At 46.3% G+C, this 12583-nt stretch carries 11 protein-coding genes; 3 read left to right on the top strand and 8 right to left on the bottom strand.

What is annotated here, in order from left to right; genetic code table 11:
- Window positions 1-47: 47 nt before the first annotated feature.
- Together murP and murQ are read right to left on the bottom strand one after the other, a co-directional pair.
- Window positions 48-1502 carry a PTS N-acetylmuramic acid transporter subunit IIBC gene (murP, locus tag ITG12_RS24660; protein ID WP_042605086.1) on the bottom strand — a complete coding sequence of 485 codons (1455 nt, stop codon included), beginning with the start codon at window positions 1500-1502 and terminating at the stop codon, window positions 48-50.
- A gap of 28 nt (window positions 1503-1530) precedes the next feature.
- The gene (murQ, locus tag ITG12_RS24655; RefSeq protein ID WP_039973895.1) at window positions 1531-2433 is read right to left on the bottom strand and encodes an N-acetylmuramic acid 6-phosphate etherase; all 903 of its coding nucleotides are present in this window, start codon (window positions 2431-2433) and stop codon (window positions 1531-1533) included.
- 243 nt (window positions 2434-2676) lie between these two features.
- Between murQ and ITG12_RS24650 the strand changes: the two genes are divergently transcribed.
- On the top strand, window positions 2677-3528 hold the full coding sequence (locus tag ITG12_RS24650; protein ID WP_038871584.1) for an SIS domain-containing protein: 852 nt from the start codon (window positions 2677-2679) through the stop codon (window positions 3526-3528).
- 20 nt (window positions 3529-3548) lie between these two features.
- Here the strand turns inward: ITG12_RS24650 and mpaA are convergent, their stop codons facing one another.
- A complete protein-coding gene (gene mpaA / locus ITG12_RS24645; RefSeq protein WP_081634997.1) occupies window positions 3549-4259 on the bottom strand; it encodes a murein tripeptide amidase MpaA in 711 nt (236 codons plus the stop codon).
- Between the two features lie 171 nt (window positions 4260-4430).
- Between mpaA and ITG12_RS24640 the strand changes: the two genes are divergently transcribed.
- The gene (locus ITG12_RS24640; protein ID WP_104026174.1) at window positions 4431-6056 is read left to right on the top strand and encodes an ABC transporter substrate-binding protein; all 1626 of its coding nucleotides are present in this window, start codon (window positions 4431-4433) and stop codon (window positions 6054-6056) included.
- Between the two features lie 60 nt (window positions 6057-6116).
- Here the strand turns inward: ITG12_RS24640 and ITG12_RS24635 are convergent, their stop codons facing one another.
- The gene (locus ITG12_RS24635; protein WP_248874390.1) at window positions 6117-6701 is read right to left on the bottom strand and encodes a flavodoxin family protein; all 585 of its coding nucleotides are present in this window, start codon (window positions 6699-6701) and stop codon (window positions 6117-6119) included.
- Between the two features lie 133 nt (window positions 6702-6834).
- The gene (locus tag ITG12_RS24630) at window positions 6835-7422 is read right to left on the bottom strand and encodes a mechanosensitive ion channel family protein (protein ID WP_038871578.1); all 588 of its coding nucleotides are present in this window, start codon (window positions 7420-7422) and stop codon (window positions 6835-6837) included.
- A gap of 208 nt (window positions 7423-7630) precedes the next feature.
- Between ITG12_RS24630 and ITG12_RS27750 the strand changes: the two genes are divergently transcribed.
- The gene (locus ITG12_RS27750) at window positions 7631-7765 is read left to right on the top strand and encodes a hypothetical protein (protein WP_009706678.1); all 135 of its coding nucleotides are present in this window, start codon (window positions 7631-7633) and stop codon (window positions 7763-7765) included.
- Window positions 7766-7817: 52 nt separating this feature from the next.
- Here the strand turns inward: ITG12_RS27750 and ITG12_RS24625 are convergent, their stop codons facing one another.
- From ITG12_RS24625 to ITG12_RS24615, 3 genes are read right to left on the bottom strand one after another with little or no spacing between them, the layout of a single operon-like run.
- Window positions 7818-9932: a type I secretion system permease/ATPase gene (locus tag ITG12_RS24625; protein WP_038871576.1), complete on the bottom strand. Its 2115-nt coding sequence runs from the start codon at window positions 9930-9932 to the stop codon at window positions 7818-7820.
- An 18-nt stretch (window positions 9933-9950) separates the two neighbouring features.
- Window positions 9951-11864: a LapD/MoxY N-terminal periplasmic domain-containing protein gene (locus ITG12_RS24620; RefSeq protein ID WP_038871616.1), complete on the bottom strand. Its 1914-nt coding sequence runs from the start codon at window positions 11862-11864 to the stop codon at window positions 9951-9953.
- Window positions 11865-11869: 5 nt separating this feature from the next.
- Window positions 11870-12553, bottom strand: coding sequence for a transglutaminase-like cysteine peptidase (locus ITG12_RS24615; RefSeq protein ID WP_038871574.1), 684 nt, complete (start codon window positions 12551-12553; stop codon window positions 11870-11872).
- Window positions 12554-12583 lie beyond the last annotated feature (30 nt).

Below are 12583 nucleotides of genomic sequence, written 5' to 3'. Positions count from 1 at the left end.
AAGCTCAAGGACGCGAGCTAGTTCATTCCTATAGGGGTTAGAATGATTTAGCTTAAATCAACGTCTTTGCAGCCAAAGAAATAGGTAGCTAGGAAGCCGACAATGTAAGAGATAAGCAGTCCAACGATGAACACCATCATGCCAGCAAAGATGCCACTGTCTGATGTCATCAGAGGAATCGCAACGATACCTGATGGACCGAATACGGTATTAAGGCCAACAGGTAAACCAAGGTAAGAGACTAAGCCGATAAAGAAACCACCTGCAGCACCACCAATACAAGCGGTTACGAACGGTTTAACACGCGGTAGCGTCACGCCGTAAATCAGTGGCTCACCGATGCCAAGTAGACCTGGAATGATGGCACCTTTTACTTGTGTGCGTAGCAGCGCGTCTTTTTTAGCTTTGAAGTACAGTGCCATAGATGCACCCACTTGACCGCCACCCGCCATTGCTAGGATAGGAAACAGCGAGTTAAAGCCTTGTGCTTCCATCAGGGCAAAGTACACTGGCACAAAGCCTTGGTGGATACCAAATACCACGGAAATCAAGAATAAACCTGCCAGAATCGCTGCGCCTAATGGGTTGTCATTCAAGTTTAGGAACAACCAAGACATGCCCTTGAATAGCTCACCACCGATTGGCATGATGATCAAGAAGGTGACCGCGCCCATGATCAAAAGAGTAACAACAGAAGTTAAGATCATGTCCAGGTCGTCAGGCATATACTGACGCACTTTTTTCTCGACCTGAGCACCAACGATCGCTGCCATCAACACGCCAATAATGTTGCCCCGAGGATCAATCGCAAAGCCGAAGAACTCGTTCATTCCGGCGTAAATACCTGAGGTTGCATCTGGGTTGTAACCCAAAACAAATAGGGAAGCGAGTATGGCACCATTGACGCCGGAGCCACCAAACGCTTGCTGTGCGTTATAGCCAATCAAAATACTTAAGAAAGCGAACAAACCTTTTCCAAACACTTTCATGTAGGCGATCAGGTCAACCATAAACTGGCTTGGCGTTTGGTCGAGCACGAATATTTGCTCTAGTAATGTGGCAAAGCCGAGCAGCAAACCCGCAGCAATAAAGCCGGGAATCAGTGGTGTAAATATGGTGGCAAACTTACTCAGAAAACGCTGAACCGCACTGGTTTGCTTACTCTTCATCTGTTTTTTCTGCTCTGCAGCGACAGCAGAAAGATCCTGTTGTGGTGCATCAGGCTCTTCGCTGTCACCAGAGATTAAGCTGTCGATCAACTTATTCATCATATCGGCGGCTTGCTGAGCTTTACCGGGACCAAGAATGATCTGGAATTGCTCGTCGCTTTCTACCACACCCATTACGCCGGGAATTTGTTTAATGACGGATTGGTCCGCCAAGCTGTTATTCGCGAGAGATAAACGCAAACGCGTCATACAGTTACCGCATTTACTTACGTTGTTACTGCCACCCACTGCGGCGAGCAATTGCGATACTGTGTTAGAGGTAATTTTGGCCATAGGGACTATCCTTCAGGACTAGGGCTATTTAGTTATTATTTAGTGCTGCACGAATAAAACCGTTGTGCTCGGCGAGGCGAGATTTAGCTTGCTCTGCATCCAAATCAGCCAGAATCATTAAAATTGCGGTCTTACAGTGACGTTCACACGCTTCAAGGGCTTTTTCTGCTTCTTCTTTTGGTGCACCGGTTGCTTCAACTACGATGTTGGTTTGACGCTGAATCAGCTTGGCGTTGGTGGCTTCTACATCCACCATTAAATTGCCAAACACTTTACCGCTGCGAATCATTGCGCCAGAAGTCAGCATGTTCAGCACCAATTTTTGTGCTGTGCCCGCTTTCATACGTGAAGAGCCGGTGACTACTTCTGCGCCCACTACCGGAAGAATCGCGATGTCTGCAGCTTCTGCCATTGCGCATGCTGGGTTACAAGCGATTGATGCTGTTGTAGCACCGACAGATTTTGCGTAATCCAAACCACCTAAAACATAAGGCGTACGGCCGCTGGCGGCGATGCCAACCACAACATCATACTGAGTCAGATTCAGCGTCTTTAAATCGTCTTGGCCCATTTGAGCGTTGTCTTCTGCGTTTTCTACCGCTTTCAAAATCGCTTGATGACCACCAGCAATTAAACCGATAACCATATCTGGGTGTGTGCCATAGGTTGGAGGACATTCACTCGCATCAAGAATACCAAGGCGGCCAGATGTACCTGCGCCCATGTAAATCAGACGGCCACCATTGGCGAACGCTGCAGTAATGGCATCGACGGTTTGCGCGATTTGTGGCAATACTGCTTGTACTGCTATAGCGACTTTCTGATCTTCTTGGTTGATGACTTGCAGCATCTCGATGGTAGAAAGCGTATCGATCTCTGCGCTCGCTGGATTGCGGCTTTCTGTCACCAATCGGCTTAAATCAATTTTCATGTTCTGTGTACTCTTGTAAATGTTCAATCTGAGGGCGATTCTATGGAATAAAATATTCAATTTAGGTGATAAAAATCACACTTGAGGTTATTCTTTGTTCAGTGAAAGTTTGGAATAATGGCTGGAAATACTGACGCAATATCTTACGTAGATATAAGGGTTGTTAAGTTAATCAGTCAGTTAAAGAAAAGTGTGATTATTTCTGTTTTGGAATAATTTATTTAAAGTTTTTGGAATTTTGTCGTGTCCGTTATCAATAAAATCGTCGCAAGACGTACTCAGCTCTCTCACAGTGGTCGTCTGGTTGGCGATTGGATTGTCGAAAATGCAGAAAAAGCCGCGCAATTGACCAGTCAAGAGCTTGCTGAACAAGTGCAAGTGAGCCAGTCGAGCATTGTTAAATTCACCCAGAGGATTGGCTATAAAGGCTATAGCGAGTTCAAACTGGCGTTGAACGAAGATATTGGCCGCAAACAAGCGATGCAATCTACGCCACTCCACAGTGATATTTTGGCGGATGATCCGATTGCGGTGATTTCGCAAAAACTGGTTAAAGCGAAAACCGACGCTATGTTCCAAACGACCAATGCGCTCTCTTATGAGGCGTGTCATCAAGCGGTGAAGTGGTTAAGTGAAGCGCGCCGTGTGCAAGTGGTGGGCATTGGCGGCTCTGCGCTTACTGCAAAAGATTTGAGTTTTAAGCTGCTTAAGCTTGGGATTACCGCGCTATCTGAGCAAGACAGTCACGTACAAATTGCGGTTGCGCGTACGCTTTCTTCAGAGGACGTGCAGATCGCGATTTCTTTTTCAGGAGAGCGAAAAGAGATTCTGGTGGCTGCGGAAGCGGCGAAAGAGCAGGGAGCAAAGGTGATTGCTTTGTCTGCCCCGGGGAGAAGCCGCTTGAGAGACATTGCCGATATCACGTTTGATACCATCGCCAATGAAACAGAGCATCGCAGCTCTTCCATTGCTTCGCGCACAGCACAAAACGTGATTACGGATCTGTTGTTTATTATTTTGGTACAACAAAGAGACGAAAGCGCACGCCAGTTGATCAGTGATATCAGTACCGATATCAAGCAGATCCTTACTTGATCGCTTCGTATAGCTAGAAATTAAAGATCTGGATCGTGTTGCAGCAGCGCAATAAACGCATCTAAGTGTTCTTCAATCGTCAGATCCGCCGAGATCGGGGGCAATTCCACCGTAATACAAGGCAACTGGCGTTCATTACACCAAGTTCCGAAAGACCCTGGCGTTTCGTAATCAACATCGTCAACGATGGGTAGATTGAATTGCTTGCCGAGCCATTTGGCCAAATCAGAATGAGCAGGGTCGTCGACAAACGCTAATGGTTCATGAAACGAGACCACAAATTTTGGTCTGCGCAGTTCAATCAAACTAATTAGTGCTTCAACTTCTGGCTCTAGCTGTTCTTTGCTGCCTGTTTTTACTTTCACGTCTCGAACAGGTGTATGCGAGCTCCAGCGATAGACTGTGCCGTGCTCTGTCCAATTCTGCGTAGGAAACGCACGGTTTAGATCGACTTGATTGGCGTTGGCTCGCGTACCCAGTTGGTTTGCGTCTGGGTTCATCGATAAAATCACATCGTGCTTCAGACACTCCGCTGGCAAGCTTCTTAACGCGCACGACAATCCGGCGATTGAGGCTGTCTCGTCACCGTGTGTCCCAGCGAGAATAAGGCCTCGCGAGTCATTTTCTACTTGTGCTGGGAAGTACAACAACGGCGCACCTAGTACCGATCTTCCATATGATGTTGGCGTAATTAAAAATGCCGCTCTTTCCGTTCTTGGAATTAGACTCACCGTAATCTCCTGATTGTTCAAGTAGTATCTATATATAACTCAAGTCATAGCCGTTGAACTTAGCATTTTGATATTACTCGGATATAAACTGAACACTTAAAGTTCGTCAATGCTTGTATGATGATTTGTGGTACTTGCTTCAAAAGACGTGTTAGGAGAACAAAAATCGATATGGAATTTAAAAAACACTCAACAGCCTTACTAATATCCTCTCTATTGACCCCATTTATATCCGCTTCTGCTTTAGCTGACTCTTTACCTGATGGTGTGCAACTCGCGCCGGAACAACATCTAGTGCGAGCAAACGACGCCGAAGCGGCAACGCTAGATCCTGCAAAAGCCGAAGGCTTGCCAGAAATGCACGTGATTCGTGATTTGTTTGAGGGATTAGTCATTCAAGACCGCGATGGCAATATCGTTCCTGGTGTTGCGGAATCTTGGCAAACCGAAGATAACCAAACCTTTGTGTTCCAGCTGCGTAAAGACGCAAAATGGTCGAACGGCGATCCTGTGACAGCGGATGATTTTGTCTATTCACTTCGTCGTGCAGTGGACCCGAAAACGGCTTCACCCAATGTTTGGTATCTCAAACTCACTAAGATCAAAAACATCGCCGACGTAGCAGAAGGTAAAAAGCCACTGGATGATCTCGGTATCACCGCCGTCGATAAACATACTCTGCGCTTCGAGCTTGATAGCAAGGTACCGTATTTTGTCGCAATGACAGGCCACACTTCGATGATGCCGGTACACAAAGCAACGGTTGAGAACAGCGAAAAGCCGTGGAGTGACCCACAGCAGTTTGTTGGCAATGGTGCATTTGTTCTGGATAAATGGGTGGTGAATGAACGCATTGAACTGAAAAAGAACCCAAATTACTGGGATAGCGCGGATACTCATCTCACTGAAGTGACATACATTCCGTTTGAGAACCAAAACGCATCAATTAATCGTTATGCGGTGGGCGAAGTGGACATCACCTCAGATGTACCAACCCACATGGCGCAAAAGCTGAAGAAGGATTACGAGCAAGCGTATACCGCGGTTCCGCTACTTTGTACCTACTACTACGCGTTTAACACAACGCGTCCTCCTTTCGATGATGTACGAGTTCGAAAAGCCGTGTCTTATTCGATGATGCGTGATGTGATCACGAATGGTGTCACACAAGTGGGTAATCTGCCTGCTTATACGTTTGCACACCAGTACACGGCTGGCTTTGATGCGACTCAGCCAGAATACAGCACATGGACGCAAAAACAGCGCGATGAAAAGGCGCGTGAACTGCTTAAAGAAGCAGGCTACAGCGACGACAAATCTTTAGATTTCAAATTGCTGTACAACACCAGTGAATCGAACAAAGCCATTGCGGTGGCCATTGCCTCCATGTTGAAGAAGAACTTAGGTGCGAAGGTCGAGTTAGAAAACCAAGAGTGGAAATCTTATCTTGTTTCGCGCAGACAAGGTGATTTCGATGTCATGCGTGCCTCTTGGTGTGGCGATTACAACGAAGCGTCTACCTTCTTGAGTCTGTTACGTTCTGGTTCGTCAGGTAACTTTGCTCGTTACAGCAGTGAAGCCTACGACAATGCGATGAACGGTGCATTGGCGGCAACCGATGAGAAAGCGCGTCAAGGTTTTTATGATCAAGCCGAGCAATTGTTGGCGGCGGATATGCCAATCGCACCGATTTACTACTACATGCAAGCGCGTTTGGTTCGCCCTACGGTTGGCGGTTTTGCCAAAAACAACGTAGAGGGTCGTATTTACTCGAAAGACCTCTACATCAAGAAGTAGCACTCAAACAAACGATAAATATGAAGCCCCGTAGATATGTCTTACGGGGCTTCTTTATTGCTAGCGAGTGGAGAGCTTATTCACGAGCATCGCGACTCGTTTGCCAAGATACTCCGCTGTTGCAACGTCTGAGGCATGCAACTGGCCGTCTTCACCACCTTGTGCAACAATGCCACTTTGCACGCCGTAGCGATTCAGATTTAGCTCGCCAGAATTGCTGATCTTATCTAATCCGACCCATATCATGCCGTGCTGGTTAGTGAGTGTTTGTAGATACTGCAACGTCATTGACTGATCGCCATTCATTGCCCCACCACTAGTAAAGCCAGCCGCGATTTTGCCCGCCCATTTTTGGTAATACCAAGATTCACTGCTTGCATCTGCAAATGCTTTAAACTGTGCTGCTACGCCGCCCATATAGGTCGGTGAGCCAAAGATAATCGCATCGCACTCAGCAAGTTCATCCATTAGGCTAGGGTTCACAAAACGTCCCTCAATAATCTCACTGCCTTCAATACGGTGAGAGAGAATTTCAAATCCACCTTGTTGCTCAATGCCTTGTTGTTCAACGCCAGCGGCAATCGCGCGAGCTAGCTGGCCTGTAACGTCGGTTTTAGAGAAATAAATAATCGTAATTTTGGACACAATGGTTCCTTTTTCATTGTTGATTTTGAATCATGCGAATGAGGCTAAAACCTCAAGCTTAGTTGAGGTCAAGAGATGGTTTGAAATGAGTACAAACAAAAAGCCGATGTAGATACATCGGCTTTTTAGTGGGCTATTTCTTTCTGCGGGTATAAATGCGTGAGGTGGTTTTTGGCTCCTCAGGCTTGGCTTTTTCTTTTGCCAGTTTTAAGACCGCTTTTTGAAGCATCAAGTTGTTCGGGTAAGTGATTAGGTTGCCGTTATCGTGCTTGATCAACACATGGAACATACGAATTTCCTGAATCTCACCACTGATGTCTTCGTCTTTATCTACCACTTTAATTCGGTCACCGACACGGTATGGGAAGACAAAGAAAATCAGAAAGCTTGCTGTAATGTTACTAAGAATCGACCATTGCGCGATGAAAGCCACACCTAATACTGCGAAAATCGATGATAGGAACAGCGACACATCGCCATAGCCAATACCAGTAACGATCGCGAAAATCGACACAAACACGAACAAAAAAGCGACGTTGAAGCAACGCTGTATAAAGCTCAGGCGTGCTTTTTTAACCCCTTTGGATTCTGCTAAATTCAGAATGGCACGGTTAGCGATTTTCTTCAGTACACGATAAGCAATCAGAATGATGACGCCCATCAACACTTTATAGCCAATAGAGCCAGCCGTGAAATACTGGCTGATTTGCTCTAGATGCATCCAATGATTCATTTCTTCAACTCGAGAATATTAAGAAGGCGCGTGTTATAGCCGATTTTGTCTCTCAAGTAATTATAAATTTCGTTTCCGCATGAGATTTGTTTTGAACAAATTTTGAGCTATATCTCAGTTCCGAATTGAGAATAGACGAACTCTAATATCTGGTGTGTTGGCTGCTGCTAATCTAGAAACGGAGCTTACGATCGTTATGGAAAATGGTAGGGATGCGATGGAAGAAGATGAAAGGGCAATCATGGGATTAGTGGTTATTGTTGGTTTTGTGCTGCTTTGGATATTCCTTGAAGAGTTTGGATACTTTGGATTACTGACTATCAATAAATAAGCCCCGCGAAACGCTGTGTTCAACGGGGCTTTGATTTTCTGTTTGTGCGGTTTTAGCTCACGGCACGAACTTTACCTTGCTTCAAGTCGTTCAGTACTTGCGCTTTCGGACCATCAGCAATCACGCTGCCTTTTTCCATCACTATTACGCGATCAACAATATCGAGCATTGAAGTTTTGTGAGTAATCAAAATCAGCGTTTCGCTCGGTTTTAGCTGTGCTAACTGATGTTTGATGTGCATTTCTGAACGGTTATCCATTGCACTGGTTGGTTCATCCATTAAGAGCACTGGAGGACGCCCCAAGAAAGCTCGTGCAATTGTCACAGCTTGACGTTGACCACCAGATAACATGCCGCCACCTTCGCCCACTTGACGCTCTAGACCCGCGGGATCTGATTGAGTAAAGGCGGTGACACCTGCACGGTTTGCGGCGTCTAATACGTCGCGGTCATCGGTGAGCGGACGACCTAGGGTAATATTGTCGCGAATAGAACCGAAGAACAGATTCGAATCTTGCGGTACACAGCCAATATTGCGTCGTACGTCCACATGGTGAAGCTGTTCGATGTCTGTGTCATCAATACGCACGTGACCCTCTGTCGGCTTGTACAGGCCCATTATCAGGCGTTCTAACGTGGTTTTACCTGAACCAATACGACCGATGATTGCGACTTTTTCACCTGGATTAATCGTTAGGCTTAAATCACGAATCGATGCCACTGGCGCATCTGGGTAATGGAAGGTCACTCGGTCAATCTCAATCTTACCTTGAACGATAGGACGATGAATGTAGCGTTTACCTTCTTCTTGCTCGTCTGGCATTTCCATCACTTGATTAATGATGGTCATCGAAGACTTCGCTTGGTTGTAGCGTGTAGACAACAATGAAAGCTGAACCATTGGACCAATTGCACGACCACTTAGCATGGTTGCTGCAATCAAGCCACCCATCGTCAAATCGCCGTTTGAGATGAGATAAACACCCAGAATGATCATGCCGACGTTACTACTTTGTTGAACAAAGCCCGCTGCGTTTTGAATGCTGTCGGTAATACGACGGCTCTTGATGTTCCAGTTTGCCATGTGTGCAACGGCTTCTTCCCAACGGTATTGGAATTGGCTTTGTGCACTCAGCATTTTCACGGTTTCTAGGCCGGAAAGGCTTTCAATCAGGTTGGCGTATTTCTGCGAAGCAAGGCGAGAACCTTCTTCAATTGAGCGGCGCAGTGGACCTTGAATCAACGCCGAGTGAATCATCAGAATCACCACACCAATCATTGGCACGTAAACTAGATCGCCCGCCATCAGCCAGATGATGACTAGGAACAAAATCGCGAAAGGTAAGTCGATCAGAGCACTCACGGTTGCAGAGGTGAAGAACTCACGAATCGATTCGAACTCTTGTAAGTGGCGAGCAAACGCACCCACTGAAGGTGGTTTGGACTCCATTCGGATGCCCATCACTTTGCTGAAAAGCTTTGAAGAAATCAGGATGTCGGATTTCTTACCCGCAACATCAATAAAGTAGTTACGCAGTGATTTGAGCAAGAAATCGAACAAGAACACTACGAAGATACCACTTGCCAGCACCCATAGAGTTTCAAATGCGAGGTTAGGGACTACTTTGTCGTACACCAAGCGAGTGAACATTGGTGCGGCAATGGCGAAGATGTTGATGAGGATAGAAGCGATAAGTACATCGCGGTAGATGCGTTTAGACTGCCATAAGGTTGACCAGAACCAGTGGCCTTCTTTGGTTTTGAGCACTTCGGGAGAGCGCTCATCATATCGAAATTGTTTTTTAACTAAAAAGTAGCGACCAGTGTACTGCTCAAGTAGTTCTTCTAGAGGGATTGAGATGGGCACCAAACCGCTTTCTAGGGTGGTGATCTCTGCTTCTTGTGTCTCCAAATTAATACTATTGAGAACGCAAGAGTCGCCACCTTTAAGAAGTAAGATAGCCGGCAGAATTAGGCTTGAGATTTTGTCTAATTCTGCACGGTTTTCCTTGGCAACCAATCCGGCCCTTTCCGCCGCTCTCGGTAGCAGAAACGGTGTGAGCTTACCCTCAGAGAGTGGAAGCCCATTAATTAGCGCTTCCGGAGAGTTGGCTAAACCGTAATAACGGCTAACGTAAATCAGCGAGTTCAGTAAAGGGTCTTTCATCCTTGGTATACCTTTTCTTTATTCCTTGTCGACGATGAAACCTTGGAAGACCTCGACGAAGTGCTCGGTGAGGAAGTCCAACTGAATCTGCGTTTCTACACGTGATGCAATCGTCGTGATACCCAAGTTGTGAGCGGTTCGCGAGATCGAAGTCAGCGTGAATTTCTGTTTTTCGTCATGCAAGTTGTGCGTGAACAGGTAATCCAGTTTTACGTAATTCGGGCGGAACTCCTGAATGTACTCAAGTGACTGGAAGTTACGACCATAGTTATCAACACCGAATTCTGCACCTGACTGACGAATGGCATTACACAGTAGTGCTGTATGGTGTGGATGGTCGATGAAACACGCTTCTGGAACCTCAAAGTGCAGCATTGGCGCAACTTTCGAGTGCTTCTCTAGCATGCTGGTGGTCCACCGAATGAACGAAGGTTGCGACAGACTGCTTTGTGCAATGTTGATGGCAACAGGTTCGTTCAACTCACCGCTTTCTAGCATTTTAATCATCGACTCAATGACGTATTGGTCGAAGATGTTGGTGGCATCAAGCTGCTCTAAAGCAAACAGGTATTGGTTGGCACGGAAGGTCTCGCCATCTTTTTCGATACTAGAGAACACCTCGTTGTGGAATACCTTGCCCCATGTGTTTTTCGCAGATTGAAAACGGAATTTAATCCAATCACCGTGAATCGCTTCTTCAACCAGCGCTTTCCATTGCTGCTTACCCATTAGGTTAGAAGAGTTTTCACCACCCACGAAGCCGTAAGCTCTGTCTGGTTGTGCTTTTGCTTTCGATAGTGCGTTATCCACCATAGAAAGCACTTCTGAGCGTGTTTTCTGATCTTTACTGTGTGCCACGCCGAGCGAAGCTTTTGGTTTAGCAAGACCGGTTGGGTCTGTGTTCAGACCATTCACACAGTTGACGATGCTATCCGCTAGGATGCGCAGTTCGCTTTCATCCATGTGTGGGAATAACAGACCGAATTCGTCGCTTGATAGACGAGCAATGGTTGCTCCTGGTACATCGATGGTGTTTTTAAGACGTTGAGACAACTCTTTCACGTGGGCATCAGCGCGTTGGTAGTCTTTCGTTTCGTAGATGTCACCAATGTACTCAGCATGGAGTAGCGCGATACCCCCTTGCGTTTGTTCTGCCAACCATTGGTCCACTTGGTTGATGTAGAACGAGCGGTTACCCAGCTTGGAGATCGGATCTAGGTAAGCTTGTGCACGTAGGCGCTGCGCTTCTTTCGCTTGTTCTTTGAATGACAGTTCAATCTGAGCCGACATCATATTGATACCGTCTACGACTGCAATGAGGTCTTTGGTCTTTGGACGAGCAAGTGGGTCACCAAATTGGTTGTTGGCGATTTCGTGCATTTTCTTAACGATGGCTGCTAAAGGTTTGAGTGAGCGACGTAGGATGTAAGAAATCGCGACTAAACCCGCTAGGAAGATAACGCCAAATGCCGATAGCAGGCGAATAAAGCCTTGCCACAACTGTTCGTAAGCAGCACCTGGGTGGCTGATGATTTCTACTTCAGCCAGTTGCATCCAACCACTGGTTACGACGCGTTTATCGTGAATCGCTTTAAATAGATTCAGGTCGATAAACCACTGTGGGACATGGCTTGGCTTTACTGGGTACGAGCGCACGATCTGGTAATCCGAATCTAACGCGGTGAGACGTACGACAGAATAAGTACTGCCGTCAAACAACGCATTAATCACGGACTCGACTGCCACCTTATCTTTATCTTTTAGATACGGTGCCAATGCTAAACCAACGGTGTTAATGGTGTTGTTGACCTCTGAACGTTGCTGCTGCTCTAAGCTGTCTCGAGTAGTGTTGAATTGGATTACGAATACTGATGCCATCAAAAGTAAAAAGACCGTAACCATTCCCACTACAAGCTTCTTATATAGGGTCATGTTTTTCACTCGTCATAGTTAATTTTAGGTTTCTTTAACTGCAACTTACGTTCGCGCGAGCGTAAGTCATTCCAAAGACTCAAACGTGAGGCTTTTCCTGCTAACTCTCCAGTGCCAGCAGAAGACTTCATTAGCCATAGGTTTGAACCATTAAAACTGTAAATCGGTAGCAAGTCGCTACGTTTGGAGGCTCGAACAATGTCTGGGTTGATATTGTCGAGAATGAGCGGCTCAGAGCTTGGGGTCGGGTAGTAAGCCAATACCATGTGGAATTGATCCAGTTCGATGGCTTTAACATAGATCAAGCGCATCTTAGAATCGGGTATACCTAGCTCCAGCAGTGAGAAGTACTTAGCAATGGTGAAATCTTCACAATCGCCCGCATTACTGCCCAAAAATTCGAGCGGTGTTGCCCAGTAGTCTTTCTTTCCCCAAAGTTTGATGTCGTCAACGAAGTAAAGTTGGTTGAAAAAGTCGTTAACGCCTGCAAGCTTCTCATGAGTCTCCAGTGTTTTAAAAAAGTCGATGTTTTCCCGCCATGTTTTCACGCGCATTCCTGCTCGCTCACCATAAACTGAAGTGACCGTATCGACCCATCGCTGTTCCTTGCTGTTGAGCGCCCCAATTTGGAACGAAAAACAACTGATGCTGATTAATAATGTAACTTTACGCTTCAATTTGGGTGGCATATTCGACTCACATCACAAGTGTACCTTTGA

It is taken from the genome of Vibrio sp. ED002, assembly GCF_023277445.1.
GTDB lineage: Bacteria > Pseudomonadota > Gammaproteobacteria > Enterobacterales > Vibrionaceae > Vibrio > Vibrio jasicida.
This window is presented reverse-complemented; position numbering and strand designations above follow the sequence as displayed.

What these genes read in the sequence shown, in the direction of transcription:
- murP (WP_042605086.1), bottom strand. Translation starts at nt 1,502, where the DNA reads ATGGCCAAAATTACCTCTAACACAGTATCGCAATTGCTCGCCGCAGTG.
- murQ (WP_039973895.1), bottom strand. Translation starts at nt 2,433, where the DNA reads ATGAAAATTGATTTAAGCCGATTGGTGACAGAAAGCCGCAATCCAGCG.
- ITG12_RS24640 (WP_104026174.1), top strand. Translation starts at nt 4,431, where the DNA reads ATGGAATTTAAAAAACACTCAACAGCCTTACTAATATCCTCTCTATTG.
- ITG12_RS24630 (WP_038871578.1), bottom strand. Translation starts at nt 7,422, where the DNA reads ATGCATCTAGAGCAAATCAGCCAGTATTTCACGGCTGGCTCTATTGGC.
- ITG12_RS27750 (WP_009706678.1), top strand. Translation starts at nt 7,631, where the DNA reads ATGGAAAATGGTAGGGATGCGATGGAAGAAGATGAAAGGGCAATCATG.
- ITG12_RS24625 (WP_038871576.1), bottom strand. Translation starts at nt 9,932, where the DNA reads ATGAAAGACCCTTTACTGAACTCGCTGATTTACGTTAGCCGTTATTAC.
- ITG12_RS24620 (WP_038871616.1), bottom strand. Translation starts at nt 11,864, where the DNA reads ATGACCCTATATAAGAAGCTTGTAGTGGGAATGGTTACGGTCTTTTTA.
- ITG12_RS24615 (WP_038871574.1), bottom strand. Translation starts at nt 12,553, where the DNA reads ATGCCACCCAAATTGAAGCGTAAAGTTACATTATTAATCAGCATCAGT.